The sequence below is a fragment of the Pseudomonas koreensis genome (assembly GCF_036668835.1).
Classification (GTDB): domain Bacteria; phylum Pseudomonadota; class Gammaproteobacteria; order Pseudomonadales; family Pseudomonadaceae; genus Aquipseudomonas; species Aquipseudomonas koreensis_I.
The window spans coordinates 1-15,934 of sequence record NZ_JAZEVW010000010.1 but is presented as its reverse complement, the minus strand read 5'-3'; the positions used below and the strand labels follow the sequence as shown (position 1 = coordinate 15,934).

Genomic DNA, 15,934 nt, shown 5'->3' with positions numbered 1-15,934 from the left:
CTCGTGGGTGTCAGGTGCGGCCAATTGGCGCAGTTGCGCAGGGTAAAGTCCGCGCCCGTTGTCGTCCAATCACTCTGGCTGACCGGTTGATTGATACGGTCGATGATGCCGTCATTGCGCACCGAACATCGCCGTCCAATAGATGCCGGCACTGCTTTTCGGATCGGTCGCGTACGCCGCACCAAGTTCCTTGTACTGCGGGTTCATCAGGTTGGCGCAGTGCCCGGGGCTGGCGAGCCAGCCGTCGACGACTTTGCCGACGGTGTCTTGCCCGGCGGCGATGTTTTCGCCGACCAGTTGCCCGCTGTAGCCGGCGAGTTCGGCGCGGTCGCCGGGGGTGCGGCCGTCGCGGTCCTTGTGGTCGAGGTAATTGTTGTTGGCCATGTCGCGGCTGTGATCCTGCGCCACGGTACCGAGTGTCGCGTTCCACGCCAGCGGTGCGGCAGCGACGAAGGCCTGGCCGCCGCATTGGCGCGGCTGGCTGCGGGCGGCGTTGAGCTGGGCGAGCAGTTTCTGCCCTTCGCTTTGCCCGTCGCCGAGCTTCGCCGAGAGCAGCGGCCGTGCAAGGACGATGCGCCAGTCGCGATCGACGCGGTTCACGCCGATATCGACGAACTGCGGATCGAGCACCACCTGACAAAAACTTTCCTTGATCGCTTGCATCGCCGACGCCGCGTCGCGCGGGCCGTTGAGGGTGATCGCCTGGACATTGACCATCGGGTAGCGGGCACTGGCCATGGCTTGCTGCAGATCGACCGCGCCGCTGGCGGGCAGGCGCAGGCGTGGGTCGGCGGACAGCGGCGGCAATTCGTTTGATGCCTGCGTGCCGCAACGCTGCGGCTGGCTGCGGTAGCTGTTGATCGACTCGATCAGTTGCAACTCATCGGCAGCGACTGCCGAGGCGGCGAAGACAACGCCCAGCGATAACCCGACAAGACGCAAAACAGATGGCATGAAGCGCATGGAGATCTCCCTTGAGCTGAATGCGCCCATGATGCGCGAAAGGCCCCCGGTGGGTGCAACGTCTTTTTTCGGCATCCGGCGGTTTTTTTATCCGGGATGTTTCTGCCATTTTTGCCGGCTACACTCTGCGCAGACCCCGAAAACCGGGCGTCTCACCGACGAAACATCCAGCCCGTAACGGGCGCTGCCGGAAGAACTGACATGGGATTGAAACGCTTGGCGGGTTGTCTGGTATTCACTTTGCTGGCAGGCGTGGCATCGGCCACCGAGCAGGCGCCGATCGAGGCCAAGGCCGAAGAGAAAGCGCAGGTGCTGGAGGAGAAAGCGGCGGACAAGGTCAGCAGCGCCCCGGCGCCGAAATCCGAAGCCATCACCCCGACCGAGGCGCAGGCGGTTGACCCGGCCGGCGCGGCGCCGCTGGACGATCCGTTAACCTGTCTGGCACGCAGCATCTACTGGGAAGCCAAGGGCAAGGACACCCCGGAAATGGAAGCCGTGGCCAGCGTGGTGATGAATCGTCTCGGTCACGACGGTTTTCCCGATACGGTGTGCGCAGTGGTCAAACAAGGCTCGGAAAGCAAAAGCTGCCAGTTTTCCTGGTGGTGCGACGGCAAACCCGATCAGGTCAAGGAAGACGCCGAATACGCGCTGGCCAAGGAAATCGCCGGCAAGGCGCTGAACCGCCAGCTCAAGGATCGCACCCACGGCGCCATGTATTTCCACGACCGCAGGGTGCACCCGGGCTGGGCCAACGAATATCGCCGCACGGCCGCGATTGGCAAGTTTCAGTTCTATAAGCCCGCGGGCGGGGATGCACGATAGCTGCGAAGATTCCTCTGACAAATGAAAGTCAATGTGGGAGCGAGCTTGCTCGCGAAGAGGCCAGTACGGCCACCCTCTGTGGTGGCTGATCTGACGCTTTCGCGAGCAAGCTCGCTCCCACAGGGGTTTGTGTAGGCTGTCAGTCCAGCGGTTGACGAGCGGGAAAAAACAGCTCGAAACAGGTCACGCCGTTCTCGCTGCTGGCGCTGTAGCGCCCCTGATGCAGTTGCATGATCGTCGCCACAATCGACAGACCCAAGCCGTTGGATTGCGCCGAACGCTCGCGCGACTGGTCAACCCGATAGAAACGCTCGAACAGCCGCGCCAGATGCTCCGGCGCAATCGTCGCGCCTTGGTTGCGCACCCGCAGATGACTGCCATCCGCCTCGGCAAGGGCTTCGACCAGCAGCGTCGAATCCGCCGCGCCGTACTTGATCGCGTTGGCGCAGAGGTTGGCCAGGGCGCGGCGCAACAGCATCGGTTCGGCCCAGATCACGCCGTCGCCGCGGGCCTCGATGGTCATGCCAACATCCGCCGCCAGCCCCTCGAAGTAATCGGCGATGCGCTGCATTTCCTCTGCCGCGTCCAGCTCCTGGCGTTGGCTCAAGGCACTGACCGGGTCGGTGCGGGCCAGAAACAGCATGTTGTCGAGCATCCGCGTCAGGCGTTCCAGCTCTTCGACATTGGAGGCGAGCAATTGCTGATAGGCCTCGACACTGCGGTTCTGGTGCAGGGCGACCTGGGTTTCACCGAGCAGGTTGTTGATCGGCGTGCGCAACTCGTGGGCCATGTCGGTGGACACCTGGCTCAACTGCGCAAAACCTGTGGCGAGCCGGTCGAGCATCGCATTGAACGCTTCGATCATCGGCTGCATTTCGCGCGGCGCGCCGTGGCTGTCGAGGCGTTCGTTGAGGTTGCCGACGCCGATGCCGTGGGCATGCCGGGCCAGGCGCCGCACTGGCAGCAGGCCGCGATACACCAGCAGGCAACCGACCAGTGCCAGCAGCAACGCCGCCAGCGAGGCCAGGCCGTAAACGCTCAAACGGTAACTTTCGAGCATCGCTGTACGCTCGCTCATCAGGCGCCCGGTGGTGACTTGCAGATTGCCCAGATCGCCGGAATCAATGGTCGCCGCCACCGCCGAAAACGGCACGCCGTTGACGCTCGGCAGATGCTGCACATCGCGCAGGGTCATTGGGTGGTCGATCGGCACGGCGGGCAAATCCGGTGCGGTGAGGTTGCCCGGATTGACCACCAGCAGCGGCGGCTCGCCGGGCGCGCCGATGGTCAACAACGCTTCGCGATTGCCGAGCATGTTCTGAAACAGCGCCGGTTTGTGCTTGATCAATTCCAGGGTGTTGCTGTCGTTGAGGAAACTGCGCAATTGATCGACGCGACTGACCAGCGCCGTGTCATCGCGGCGAATCAGTTGCTGCTCCAGCTCGTTGTACAGCGCGGCGCCGAGGCCGGCCAGCGCAGCGAAAGCGAGCAGGGCGAACACCAGCGCCAGGCGCAGGGTCAGCGAATACGCACGAGGGCGGCTCATGGCTGGGTATCGAAGCGATAGCCGATACCGCGCACGCTGTGAATCAGCTTGAGCTGGAACGGGTCATCGATCTTCGCGCGCAAGCGCCGCACGGCGACGTCGACGACGTTGGTGTCGCTGTCGAAATTCATGTCCCAGACCCGCGAGGCGATCAGCGAACGTGCAAGTACCTGGCCGGTGTGGCTGGCGAACAGTTGCAGCAGGGCGAACTCCTTGTTGGTCAGGGTGATGCGCGTACCGGCGCGAGTGACGCGGCGTTTTAGCACATCGATCTGCAGGTCGGCGATTCGCAGCTGTTCGTCTTCATGGATCGGCCCGCGCCGGGTCAGGGTGCGCAGGCGCGCCACCAGTTCGGCGAAGGAAAACGGCTTGATCAGGTAATCGTCGGCGCCGAGTTCAAGGCCTTTGACGCGGTCAGCGATATCATCACGGGCAGTCAGGAACAGCACCGGCGTATCGGCCTCCTTGCGCAGCCGGCGCAGCACTTCCCAGCCATCCATTTTCGGCATCATCACGTCCAGCACAATCACGTCGAAGCTGTGCTCCAGCGCCAGGTGCAGGCCATCGGCACCGTCGCGGGCGAGGCTGACGCTGTAACCGAGTTCCTGCAAACCGTTGAGCAAGTAATTGCCGGCCTTGGGTTCGTCTTCGACAACCAGAATATTCATCAGTCAGTCTCAATGGTCGTTGGTGCAGCCGCTGCCCTGTACCTGATAGTCCAGCACATGTTCGCGGCCCTGGTGGTCGAGGTAATTCAAGCGCGCCGGGATCACTCCGCAGGCCTGTGAAATATCGGTGCTGGACAGGACTTTGTCGATATCCAGGTGTACGTAGAAACCGGTTTTGTCATGAATCACGCCGCTGTCGGGCATATTGGCGGCAAACACGCTGCCGGTGGCGAGGAGGGCGGTGAAGGCGATCAGGAGGGTTTTCATGGTCAGTCACTCAGTGGTTGAAGTGGATCGGCAGTGGCGCCGGAACAACTTCAGGCTACCGAGCGATCCGCACGGCAAACCGACAACTGAATGACAAAGTTGTAATGAAACGGGGAGTTAGAAGACAGTCTGTCTGACTAAATACGGACCCCCGTGGGAGCGAGCCTGCTCGCGAAGACGTCGGCACAGCCACTATATCTAGTGACTGACACTGCGCATTCGCGAGCAGGCTCGCTCCCACAGGGATTGGTGCTGAAGGTGTTTATTCAGCTCGCGTGGGTACTGAGAACACTGGCGATCTGCTGCGGCTGGCAGTTGAGGTACGGCGAGGATTTCAGCCAGCGCTGATCGGGGTACCAGGAAAACATGAACTGGCCGTTCTTCAGGCGATCGATCACCTGTCTGGCAATCTGCGGGCGAACGGCCGGGCAGCCCTGGCTGCGGCCGATGCGACCCTGGCGCTTGCTCCACAGCGGGTTTACGTAATCGGCGGCATGTATGACGATCGCCCGGTCGCGCGCCATGTCATTGAAGCCCGGCTCCAGACCGTCCATGCGCAACGAGTAGCCGTGGGTGCCGCTGTAGCTTTCCTGAGTGCGGAACAGGCCGAGGCTGGACTGGAAACTGCCTTCGCGATTGGAGAACTGGGTGGCGAAGTTTTCCCCGGAGTTGGAACCGTGGGCGACGAGGTCGCGCAGCACCAGCTTCTTTTTGCTCAGGTCGAAGATCCACAAGCGGCGTTCGGTGGACGGTTGCGAATAGTCGATGATCGCCAGATGCCGCGAGGGTTTTGCGCCGTTGCTGACCGCGCACTGCATGGCGCTCAGGGCACCTTTGAGCGCGTGGGGATTGAGTTCTGGCGCGGCGTGCGCGAGGCTGGTGTAAAGAACCGGCGAGAGCTTGCCGGCGGCAAATACGGGGCTGGTCATAGCGACAAGGGTCGCGGTGCTCAGCAAAAGTCGGCGCAAAAACGTCAACATTGATGAAGTGTCCTCACTTGCTGCTTTTGGGGCACTTTCGGTCCTGACGTCCAGTCGATACCTGCAGGCTCGATGATCAAGCCTGACTGTTCAGCGCACCTGATGTAAGGTTGACCGTCATCGAGACGGCCATGGATTGGAGTAAAGCAGTTGTTCAAAAAGTACGCATGCTACTTGAGCATTTGTTTGCTCGCTGCGCCGTTTGTCGCTTGTGCCGAGGAGGCGCTGCCGCCGTTGCCAACCCTGCCGACGCCAGCGGCCGGAATACCGGTCGAACCGCAAAGCCCGTTACAGGCGGTATTGATCAATCTGCGCCAGTCCTGCCCGGCGATTGCTACGCGGCTCGACGGCGCGGCGCTGAGTCAGTTGCAAGCGTTCTATCAGCAGCAGGACTGGCTGCCGGTGTGGGCCAGCGAATCGGCACGTTTGCCGGCATTGCGCGGGCAATTGCGCTTGTTGGTCGACGATGGCCTCAATCCGGCACGCTACCCGGTCGCAGCTACGGCACCCCAGGACGGCGAGTTATGTGCCGATATCGAGATCAGTCGCTATTACCTGCAAGCGCTGCAGGATCTGCATTTCGGCCGCCTGCTGCAATCGCATTTCGAACCGCTGTGGCATGCCGACGACACCCCGCGTGACCGTCAGGCGGAATTATTGGCGATCGCCGTTCCCGGTCTGCACAACATACCTGCAGCGTTCGATCTGGCGCGGCCGCGTCTGGCGCAATATCAGGACCTGCGGCAGCTCTACGCCGCGCAACGCCTGCAAACCTTGCCGCAATGGCAACCGGTCGGCAGCGGGCCGCTGTTGCGCCCGGCGATGGAGGACAAGCGCGTACCGGAACTGGCTCAGCGGCTGTACAGCGAAGGCTATCTGAGCCGCGCCGTCGGCACGTCGGGTATTGCTTATGAAGGCGCACTGGTCGATGCGGTGAAGAGTTTTCAGGTCAACCATTCATTACAGGCCGACGGTGTGGTAGGGCCGGGGACGATTGCCGAACTGAACATCAGCCCGCTGACGCGCCGCGAACAGTTGCGGGTCAATCTCGAGCGCTTCCGCTGGATGTCTCAGGACATGGAACCCAACGCGCTGCTGATCAACGTCGCCGCCGCCGAACTGACGCTGTATCAGGGCGGCGCGCCGGTGTGGCAGACCCGCACCCAGGTCGGTCGCGCTGATCGCCAGACGCCGCTGCTGAAATCGCGCGTAACCCGCCTGACCTTGAACCCGACCTGGACCGTGCCGCCGACCATCTGGAAGGAAGACAAACTGCCGGAGATCCGCAAGGACCAGACCTTCCTCAGCCGCCACAACCTGCAAGTGCTCGACGCCAACGGTCTGCCTTTGGCGGCAGCGGACATTGACTGGGAAAACCCCGGCAACATCCTCCTGCGCCAGGACGCCGGACCGCGCAATCCGTTGGGGCAAATGGTCATCCGCTTTCCCAACCCCTTTTCGGTGTACCTGCACGACACGCCGAGCAAGGCGCTGTTCGACAAGGGCCCCCGCGCCTTCAGCTCCGGTTGCGTGCGGGTCGAACACCCGATGCAACTGCGCGACCTGCTGCTCACCCCGGCGGAAAAGGCCCGCACCGAAACCCTGCTGGCGACCGGCACCACCCACGAATTTCGCTTGTCGGCGCCGGTGCCGATCCTGATGACCTACTGGACCGCGCAAGTCGACGGCAACGGCCAGGTGCGCTATGCGCCGGACATTTACAGCCGCGACAGCGCGTTACTGGCCGGCCTCGACCGCGCGCATTGAGGCTCAGCGCTGGCCGCGCCTCCACAACAGGCGCGCCAGCCAGGCATCGACACTCAACTTGCCGGCCCCGGCGAACAGCAGCGGCGCCAACGCGGCGAGGTAAATCGCCGGCAGCTTGAAGTTGCCAAAGCCTTTGTTGGTGATCGCATACCCCTGCGCCAGTTCGCTCAGCGACGACCAGTCGGCGGGCCAATGCACGGCGGCCGTGGCAACCACGGTCACCACCATCAATACCAGCGCCGAAAAGCGCGTGCCGAAACCAATCAGGATCGCCACAGCGCAGATCAGCTCCGCCCACATCGACAGCTCCCAGTTCAGCGTGGCCGGCAGTCGGTCGAAGGGGAAGGGGAAGCGCTCCTGAATGTCCTCGAACCAGTTCTGCCCGTTGAATTTTTCCAGCCCGGATTCGAAGAATTCCCAGGCGATGAACAGGCGCAAGGTCAACGGCGCCAGCCACGCGCCGGCGCGGTCTAGATTCAGGTGCAGGTGCAGGTGCTGGATGGTGTTGGAGAGGGTTTTGCTCATGATGGGCTCCGGTGGTTTTTCAGAGTGGAATCGACCGGTGCATTTGAAGGGCGGGGTGTATCGGTGGTGTGTCGTTGGGGTGGGGAATTGTTGGGTGGATGTGTCTAACGTCTGGCGGGATACAGTGGAATACACGTGGTGGTTAGTCATTTAAGACCGCGTCGGCCCTGACCCTCACCCCAGCCCTCTCCCGGAGGGAGAGGGGGCCGACCGCGGTGTGTTGCGCTGTGCATCGACCTGGGAAATCGAGTCGATTATGACCGTGCCGATTTATGGCGATGATGGATTTGACTGCGAATGGCTTGGCGATTATCCACTCGGCGCTAACCGTTCTGATTGGCGCATTACGCCAATATCCCCCAATCAGTCCCCTCTCCCTCCGGGAGAGAGTTAGGGTGAGGGCAGCAATTTCGGCACCCGCCACAAATACCAAGCCGCCACCGTCCGATAAGGCCTCCAGCTCAGCCCGATCTCAGCCATCTGCTTGCGCGTCGGCTGCACTTCCAGCCCCTTCAACCGCCGATAACCCTCACGCACCCCAAAGTCATCAGCCGGCAGAATGTCCATGCGCTCCAGGCTGTAGATCAGCAACATTTCTACCGTCCAGCGCCCGACCCCGCGCAAACTCACCAGTCGTTCGATCAGAGCCTCATCGTCCATCGCCAGCGCCGTGGCGTAATCCGGCACCACGCCATCCAGCGTCGCCTGGGCGATGCCCTGAATCGTCGCGATCTTGCTGGCGGAAAACCCGCAGCCGCGCAAGCGCTCGACGTCGATGGCGAGAAGCTGCTCCGGCCGTGGGAACGTCTGCCCGGCAAACAAGCCCAGCATACGCCCGAGAATCGCGTCCCCGGCCTTGGCGTGCAGTTGCTGATAAGCGATCGCTCGTACCAGCGATTCATATGGATCGCGCGCCGGATGCGGGCGATGCAGGCACGGGCCGATGGCAGCGATATGGCGCTGCCAGTCAGCATCGAGTGCAGCGAGAAAATCGCTGGCCGCTTGATCAGTGTCTGCCACTTATTTCAGCAAGCCGTTGAATGGTGTGTCGAGCATGCTCATCGAAATCCCCTTGTGATCGGACAGAAGGTCAGAACGCGAGTTGTTGCGTGAGCTGCGCGGCGGCGTTTTCCAGGCGCAACAGAAAGGCTTTACGCGGCTGCCCACCACCATAGCCGGTCAACGCGCCATCCGCGCCGATCACCCGGTGACACGGCACCACGATCGACAGGCGATTGTGCCCGTTGGCCAGGCCGACGGCGCGGCTGGCGCCGGGTTTGCCCAGCCCGGCGGCGATGGCGCCATAAGTGCTGGTGTGGCCGTAGGGTATTTGCAGCAGCGCCGCCCAGACCTGGCGATCAAACGCGCTGCCGGGTAAATGCAGGGCGACGCTGAACTCGTTCAGTCTCCCGGCAAAATACTCCGCCAGTTGCGTTTCGATCTGCTGCAAATGCGCGTTGTGTCCCGGTGCGACGGCGTAACCGTAGCGCGTCTGCAATTGCTCGACTTCGCGGGTCAGCGCCGGCCGGTCGAGAAACTCCAGCAGCACCAGACCGCGGCGCTCGGCCATGGCGATCATCGGTCCCAGTGGCGTGGTCAGCCGGGTGAACAGCAGCGGCTCGCTCTGGGTAACGCGGCCTGGGGTGATGTTGAAGGACTTCTGGAAAGCATCACGGAAACCGCTGAGCGATTCATAGCCGGAATCGAAGGCCGCATGGTCGATCGATGCGCCTTGCTTGATTCCGCCCAGCGCCATGCCCAGCCGTCGTGTGCGCAGCCAGGCATGGAAGGTCATGCCGAAGTGTTGCTTGAACCAGCGGCGCAGTTTCAGCGGTTCGATGCCTTCGGCGAGCAATTGCGCATCGCTCCAGCGCACCTCGGAGTCGGCGTCCACAGCACTGAGCAGGCGCTGCACCCAGTCCGGGGCGATGGCCGCGGCATCCAGCGGCTTGCAGCGCAGGCAGGCGCGATAGCCGGCCGACAGGCAATCGTCGGCATGGGCGAAAAACTCGACGTTCTCCGGTTTCGGTTTGCGCGCGGTGCAACTGGGGCGGCAGAAGATCCCGGTGGTTTTTACCGCCGTGAAGAACACGCCCTCATAGGCAGTGTCGCGTTCAAGCATGGCGCGAACCATTTCGGCGTGGGGTGGCAGGGCAGTGGTCTGTATGTTCATGGGCTGAGAGTAAAACCGCTTTGTCGATGACTCCACCGAAAAATCGACAATGAATTTTTTCCGATCTGCACCACAATGAGTCGATCACCGTTTGTGAGGAATCAACGCCATGCCACCGTTCACCCTCCAGCGCATCGATCACATCGTGCTGCGCGTCGCCGACCTGCAACGCAGCATCGACTTTTACGCCAAGGTGTTCGGCGCCGAAGTGGTTCGCCACAATCAGCCGCTGGGCCTGGTGCACCTGCGCGCCGGCACCTCGATGATCGATCTGGTCGACCTGCAAGGCGAGCTGGGCCGCAAGGGCGGCGGCGCAGCAGAGGCGGAGCGGCGCAACGTCGATCATTTCTGTCTGCGCATCGAACCGTTCGACGAAGCGGCGCTCACCGTTCACTTGCAAGCCTGCGGCCTGACTGTGGAGAAAGCCGCCAGACGCTTCGGCGCCGAGGGGTATGGCCTGTCGCTGTATTGTTTTGACCCGGACGGCAATCAGGTCGAACTCAAAGGGCCGAGCGAAGCCTGATTCAGCTCAGGTCATCCAGCGCAGGCACCGTTGGTCTTTTCCATCGCACTCCAAAAGCCTTGGGCATTCCAAACCAGTCCGATCACGACTTTTCTGGAGGCAGCCATGACCCATTCATCCAGCACTGACAAGCCGCTCGAAGAAACCCTCAGCCCGAACGACGATGGTTTTGTTATCGGCACTGCCGGGCGCGATGAAGACCCTAACGCCACGACCGACTGGGACCATGCGCGTGAAAACGACGAGGTGATGACGCCCGCCGATACCCGCGGTTTGCCCGGCTATCCGGGTGCAGAGAAGGCCGGCAAGGATACGCAAGGCGTCGACAGCAGCATTCCGGCCAACGGCGACCCGGCCCTGCAAAGCAACGACAGTGCCGATTGAACCGTCGTAACGACAGCAGATCGCGGGAGGTTTGCGATGAATAAGCCGATGCTCAAATGTGCGCTGGTTGCGCTGACTTTTTCTCTCGGCATGGCTCAGGCCTATGCCGCGCAAACCAAGCGCGTCGATGTGCTGCTGGTGGGCGGCGGGATCATGAGTTCGACCCTGGCGGTGTGGCTCAGCGAGCTGGAACCGGGCTGGTCGATGGAAATGGTCGAGCGCCTGGACAAGGTCGCGGAGGAAAGCTCCAACGGCTGGAACAACGCCGGCACCGGCCACTCGGCGCTCGCCGAACTGAACTACACGCCGGAGAAGGACGGCAAGATCGATATCACCAAAGCCGTCGAAATCAACGAAGCGTTCCAGATCACCCGGCAGTTTCTCGCCTGGCAGGTGAAAACCGGCGTGTTGAAAAATCCGCGTTCGTTCATCAATGCCACGCCGCACATGAGCTTCGTCTGGGGCGATGACAACATCCGCTTCCTGAAAAAGCGCTACGAGGCGTTGCAGGCCAGCCCGCTGTTCCGTCCGATGCAATATTCCGAAGATCCTGAGCAGATCAAGCAATGGGTACCGCTGATGATGGAAGGGCGCGACCCGGCGCAGAAAATCGCCGCGACCTGGACGCCGATCGGCACCGACGTCAATTTTGGCGAGATCACCCGGCAGTTCGTCAGCCATCTGCAATCGCGCGATAACTTCTCGCTGCAGCTGTCCTCGGAAGTGCGCGACATCACCCGCAACGACGACGGCTCGTGGCACGTTGAATACAAGAACCTCAAGGACGGCACGACCACCGCCACCGATGCCAGATTCCTGTTTATCGGTGCCGGCGGTGCGGCACTGCCGCTGTTGCAGAAGTCCGGCATCGAAGAGGCCAAGGACTACGCCGGGTTCCCGGTCGGCGGCTCGTTTCTGGTCACTGACAATACCGAAATAGCCCAGCGGCACATGGCCAAGGCCTATGGCATCGCCTCGACCGGCGCACCGCCGATGTCGGTGCCGCACCTCGACACGCGCGTGCTCGATGGCAAACGGGTGATTCTGTTCGGGCCGTTTGCGACGTTCTCGACCAAATTCCTCAAGGAAGGCTCGTACTTCGACCTGCCGGCCAGTACCACTTTGCATAACTTTTGGCCGATGGTCCGGGTCGGCGTGCGCGAATTCGACTTGGTGCAATACCTCGCCGGCCAGTTGATGCAGTCCGACGATGACCGTTTCGAGGCGCTCAAAGCGTATTTCCCACAGGCGCAGAAGCAGGACTGGCGCTTGTGGCAAGCGGGCCAGCGCGTGCAGATCATCAAGAAGGACGAGCAGCAGGGCGGGGTGCTCAAGCTCGGCACCGAGGTGGTCGCGTCCAGGGACGGCAGCATTGCAGCGTTGCTCGGCGCCTCGCCGGGTGCCTCGACGGCGGCGCCGATCATGCTTGATCTGATGCAGAAGGTGTTCAAGGACAAACTGGCGTCGGCGCCGTGGCAGGACAAGCTGCGCCAGATCGTGCCCAGCTACGGCACACGCCTGAACGAGCACCCGGACAAGGTCATGGAGGAATGGCGCTACACCAGCGAAGTGCTGCAACTGACGCCGCCACCGGGCATCGATCAGGCGCAGCCGAGCAACCCGCCGACGCACATCGACGCGGTGCAACAGCCACACCTGGACAGCGATCCCGATCTCAAGCCTTGAACAGTGGGGCAGGTGGCCGGGCGAACTTTTCCCGTTCGGCGCCACTCTGAACCAGTCAGAGGGTAACCGGGCGGCAGAAAAAACTGGCCCGGCAGGCAGTTTTGGCGCGCGCCGTGATAAATTCGTCGCACGTTATGCCGACCCCGAATGGCCCCAGGCGGCCCCACCAAGAGCGATCTACATGCAAGCAAAGGCCCGTGAGGTTTATGTGCCACCGGTGCTGCAGGATTTGCGGGCCGGCACAGCCGAACTGCACATCGCACTGGAAAAACGCCTTCCTTTTTTCTCCGACACCCTCGACATCCCGGCCTTTGAGCGTCTGATGCAGGCCTATTACGGCTTTTATCTGCCGGTGGAACAGGCCCTGCAAGACAGCAATGCAATCCCCGACGATTTCGCTCTGACGCCACGGCTCAAGGCTGCGACCCTGCGTGCCGACCTGCAAACGCTGGGCGCCACGGCCGAAGCGCTGGCAAGCTTGCCGCTATGCGATGAGTTGCCGCGCATCGATTCCAGCGCCGCCTGCCTCGGCGTGTTGTATGTACTGGAAGGCGCGACCCTCGGCGGGCAGATTCTGCGCCGCGAAATCGCTGCACGACTGGGCCTGGAAGCCGACAACGGCGCGGCCTTTCTCGATGTCTACGGCGTGGCCACCGGGCGCCGCTGGCGCGATTTCATCGAATACCTCGGCAGCCGGCCCATGGACGCTGCCGAACGTGCAGCCGTCGTCCGCGCTGCGCAAACTACATTCAGCTGTTTCGAGCAGTGGCTCGAGCACCGGGAGGTGCTGGCATGACCCCGCAAGACAAACAAGCCTTCGAAGAACTCCTGGCCAACTGCGCCGACGAGCCGATCCGGTTTCCCGGGGCGATTCAGCCCCACGGCCTGCTGCTGACCCTGAGCGAGCCTGCGCTGCAGATCATTCAGGTCAGCGCCAACGTCGAAACCTTGCTCGGCCGCGCGCCAGAGCCATTGATCGGTCAGCCGCTGCACGAACTGATTGGCCTGGAGCACTGCGCGCAGGTGCTTGAGGCGCTGCAACGCGATGTGTATGCCGATGCGCCTCCGTTGTACTTTCGCCTCAATGGCACCGCCTTCGAGGGTTTGCTGCACCGCCATCAAGACGTGCTGATTCTGGAGCTGGAAATTCACGTCGAGAACTTCCAGCCGCGCAACGTCGCTGGGGTCAAGACTCATCTCGGACGCATGCTGCAACGCCTGCAAGCGGCGACGTCGCTGCAGGCGCTGTACGACATCAGCGTCAAGGAAATCCAGGCGATGACCGGTTACGACCGGGTGCTGATCTATCGGTTCGAGGAGGAGGGCCACGGTCAGGTCATCGCCGAGGCCTCCGATCCATCGATGGAAGTGTTCAACGGCCTGTTTTTCCCGGCCTCGGACATTCCCGAGCAGGCCCGCGAGCTGTACCGCACCAACTGGCTGCGGATTATCCCCAATGCCGATTATCAGCCGGTGCCACTGGTGCCGAAGTTGCGCCCGGACACCCGGCAGCCGCTGGACCTGAGCTTCGCCACGCTGCGCAGCGTCTCGCCGATTCATTGCCAGTACATGAAGAACATGGGCGTGCTGTCGTCGATGAGCATTTCCCTGCTCAAGGGTGACCGACTCTGGGGCCTGATCAGTTGCGGCAATCGCCAGCCGCTGCATGTACCTCACGAACTGCGCATGGCCTGCCAGACCATCGGTCAGGTGCTGTCGCTGCAGATCAGCGCGATGGAAGCGCTGGAACTCAGCCGTCAGCGCGACGAAAAGCTCGAAGCGCTGGCGCAGCTCAATCAGGCGATGATCGATTCGCCGCAAAACGTTTTCGATGGCCTGGCGCAACAGCCCGAGACGCTGATGGCGCTGACCGGCGCCGGCGGCATCGCGATCATTGAAGACAAGCAATTGCACCGTTACGGCAACTGCCCGGAACCGGAAGACATCCGCGCGTTGCACAAATGGCTGCAGGAACGCAGCGAGCCGGTGTACGCCAGCCATCATCTGTCCAGCGTCTACCCACCGGCTGCGCAGTTTCAGCAGGTAGCCAGCGGGGTGCTGGCGCTGAGCCTGCCCAAACCGGTGGAGAACGGCGTGCTGTGGTTCCGCCCCGAGGCCAAGGAAAACATCAATTGGAGCGGTGACCCGCGTAAACCACTGGACCTGGAAAACTCCGACGCCGGCCTGCGCTTGCGTCCGCGCACCTCGTTCGAGATCTGGAAAGTCGAGATGGCCGGCATTTCAGTCAAATGGAGCCATGGCGACCTGTTCGCCGCCAACGACCTGCGCCGCTCGGCGCTGGAAAACGACCTGGCTCGCCAGGTGCGCCGCGAGCAGGAAGCCGTGCGCGCCCGTGAGGAGCTGGTGGCGGTGGTGTCCCACGATCTGCGTAACCCGATGACGGTGATCTCGATGCTCTGCGGGATGATGCAGAAAGCCTTCAGCTCGGACGGCGCGCATACTTCGCGGCGCATTTCTACAGCCATCGACACGATGCAGCAGGCCACGGCGCGGATGAATACGCTGCTGGAAGATTTGCTCGACACCTCGAAAATCGATGCCGGGCGCTACACCATTACTCCGCAGCCGCTGGAAGTCGGGCATATCTTCGAAGAGGCGCAGTCGCTGCTGACGCCGCTGGCGCAGGACAAGGACATCAGCATTTCCTTCGAGGCTGATCCTGATCTGCGGATTCAAGCCGACCCTGAGCGGTTGTTTCAGGTGCTGTCGAATCTGGTCGGCAATGCGATCAAGTTCACTCCGCGGCTGGGCACTGTGGGTGTGCATGCGACGACGGTGGGTGACGAGATTGTGTTTACTGTGCGCGATAGCGGTGAGGGCATTCCGAAGGAGCATCTGCCGCATGTGTTTGATCGGTACTGGACGGTGAAAGAGGGCAATCCGACGGGTACGGGGCTGGGGTTGTATATCACTCAGGGGATCGTTGAGGCGCATGGCGGGCGGATCGTTGCCGAGAGTGAGCCGGGGCGGGGGAGTGAGTTTCGGTTTACGGTGCCGCGGGTGGCTTGATCTTTGATCTTTGGGTTTTGGGTTTTGGGTTTTGGGTACATATCCGTTGCTGCGGTAACGGCGGCTTAGGGTTTCGCCCTTACGGCGAGGCACTTTTTCCAGACGCCGAAAAAGTACCCAAAAAGGCTTGCTCCTACGTCCGGCCCTCGCAGGCTCGGGTCCCTTCGCTCCGGGATCGATCCAGGCGCAGCGGCTACGGTTTGCTGCGCTGCACCTCCTTCCGCTGTGTCTGGCTGCGCCAGACGGTCGCTGCGCTCCCACGCCCGGATCGATCCCTCCACTCAGCCTTCCGATGTCGCTGGTTAGGCAAGATCAAGATCAAGAGCACTCGAGCTGGCGCTCATTGTTGAGTGGTTAGAAGCGTCGCATGGCTTGGGATTTGTTTTTGGATGCGCCCCTCACCCCAGCCCTCTCCCGAAGGAGAGGGAGCCGATTTGTGGACTGTTCAAAACCTGTATACGACGCGGTATTTCAGTTTGGCACATCTCTCGCATTTACCACGGTCAGTTCCCTCTCCCTCCGGGAGAGGGCTAGGGTGAGGGGCTTTTGATCTTCAACGTTGCCGCTGATCATTCAACAACAAGATCAAAAGCAGGCGAG

General features: G+C 62.0%; 15 protein-coding genes. 7 read left to right on the top strand and 8 right to left on the bottom strand.

Features of this window, described 5'->3' with window-relative positions; genetic code table 11:
* Positions 1-111: 111 nt before the first annotated feature.
* Positions 112-963, bottom strand: coding sequence for a CAP domain-containing protein (locus V6F91_RS23305; RefSeq protein ID WP_332768570.1), 852 nt, complete (start codon positions 961-963; stop codon positions 112-114).
* Positions 964-1,164: 201 nt separating this feature from the next.
* On the opposite strand from V6F91_RS23305, the gene V6F91_RS23300 reads away from it, so the two are divergent.
* Entirely contained in the window at positions 1,165-1,785 is a 621-nt protein-coding gene (locus V6F91_RS23300; RefSeq protein ID WP_332768568.1) for a cell wall hydrolase, read from the top strand.
* A 139-nt stretch (positions 1,786-1,924) separates the two neighbouring features.
* Here V6F91_RS23300 and V6F91_RS23295 read toward each other — a convergent pair whose 3' ends face one another.
* The 4 genes from V6F91_RS23295 to V6F91_RS23280 all read right to left on the bottom strand — a co-directional run bounded on the left by V6F91_RS23295 (position 1,925) and on the right by V6F91_RS23280 (position 5,246).
* On the bottom strand, positions 1,925-3,331 hold the full coding sequence (locus V6F91_RS23295; RefSeq protein WP_332768566.1) for a heavy metal sensor histidine kinase: 1,407 nt from the start codon (positions 3,329-3,331) through the stop codon (positions 1,925-1,927).
* Positions 3,328-3,999 (bottom strand): heavy metal response regulator transcription factor, encoded by a 672-nt coding sequence (locus V6F91_RS23290; protein ID WP_332768563.1) that lies wholly within the window; start codon positions 3,997-3,999, stop codon positions 3,328-3,330. The genes V6F91_RS23295 and V6F91_RS23290 overlap by 4 nt, the downstream gene beginning before the upstream one ends.
* Before the next feature lie 9 nt (positions 4,000-4,008).
* Complete coding sequence (locus V6F91_RS23285) at positions 4,009-4,266, bottom strand: DUF2790 domain-containing protein (RefSeq protein WP_258448819.1); 258 nt, start codon at positions 4,264-4,266, stop codon at positions 4,009-4,011.
* A gap of 266 nt (positions 4,267-4,532) precedes the next feature.
* Positions 4,533-5,246: a murein L,D-transpeptidase catalytic domain family protein gene (locus tag V6F91_RS23280; protein WP_332768560.1), complete on the bottom strand. Its 714-nt coding sequence runs from the start codon at positions 5,244-5,246 to the stop codon at positions 4,533-4,535.
* A 150-nt stretch (positions 5,247-5,396) separates the two neighbouring features.
* On the opposite strand from V6F91_RS23280, the gene V6F91_RS23275 reads away from it, so the two are divergent.
* Positions 5,397-7,013, top strand: coding sequence for a L,D-transpeptidase family protein (locus tag V6F91_RS23275; RefSeq protein WP_332768558.1), 1,617 nt, complete (start codon positions 5,397-5,399; stop codon positions 7,011-7,013).
* A 3-nt stretch (positions 7,014-7,016) separates the two neighbouring features.
* Here V6F91_RS23275 and V6F91_RS23270 read toward each other — a convergent pair whose 3' ends face one another.
* The 3 genes from V6F91_RS23270 to V6F91_RS23260 all read right to left on the bottom strand — a co-directional run bounded on the left by V6F91_RS23270 (position 7,017) and on the right by V6F91_RS23260 (position 9,711).
* Positions 7,017-7,538, bottom strand: coding sequence for a DoxX family protein (locus tag V6F91_RS23270; protein WP_332768555.1), 522 nt, complete (start codon positions 7,536-7,538; stop codon positions 7,017-7,019).
* A 390-nt stretch (positions 7,539-7,928) separates the two neighbouring features.
* Positions 7,929-8,558, bottom strand: a complete 630-nt coding sequence (locus V6F91_RS23265; RefSeq protein ID WP_332768553.1) for a DNA-3-methyladenine glycosylase — start codon at positions 8,556-8,558, stop codon at positions 7,929-7,931.
* A gap of 70 nt (positions 8,559-8,628) precedes the next feature.
* Positions 8,629-9,711, bottom strand: a complete 1,083-nt coding sequence (locus V6F91_RS23260; protein ID WP_332768551.1) for a methylated-DNA--[protein]-cysteine S-methyltransferase — start codon at positions 9,709-9,711, stop codon at positions 8,629-8,631.
* Between the two features lie 109 nt (positions 9,712-9,820).
* Between V6F91_RS23260 and V6F91_RS23255 the strand changes: the two genes are divergently transcribed.
* The 5 genes from V6F91_RS23255 (at position 9,821) to V6F91_RS23235 (ending at position 15,334) form a co-directional block, all read left to right on the top strand.
* Entirely contained in the window at positions 9,821-10,234 is a 414-nt protein-coding gene (locus tag V6F91_RS23255) for a VOC family protein (RefSeq protein WP_332768549.1), read from the top strand.
* A gap of 105 nt (positions 10,235-10,339) precedes the next feature.
* Positions 10,340-10,618, top strand: coding sequence for a hypothetical protein (locus V6F91_RS23250; protein WP_332768547.1), 279 nt, complete (start codon positions 10,340-10,342; stop codon positions 10,616-10,618).
* Between the two features lie 48 nt (positions 10,619-10,666).
* A complete protein-coding gene (mqo, locus tag V6F91_RS23245) occupies positions 10,667-12,304 on the top strand; it encodes a malate dehydrogenase (quinone) (RefSeq protein ID WP_332768926.1) in 1,638 nt (545 codons plus the stop codon).
* Between the two features lie 181 nt (positions 12,305-12,485).
* A complete protein-coding gene (locus V6F91_RS23240) occupies positions 12,486-13,100 on the top strand; it encodes a biliverdin-producing heme oxygenase (RefSeq protein ID WP_332768545.1) in 615 nt (204 codons plus the stop codon).
* Positions 13,097-15,334: an ATP-binding protein gene (locus tag V6F91_RS23235; RefSeq protein WP_332768543.1), complete on the top strand. Its 2,238-nt coding sequence runs from the start codon at positions 13,097-13,099 to the stop codon at positions 15,332-15,334. Before V6F91_RS23240 ends, V6F91_RS23235 begins: the two co-directional genes overlap by 4 nt.
* The last annotated feature ends 600 nt before the right edge of the window (positions 15,335-15,934 follow it).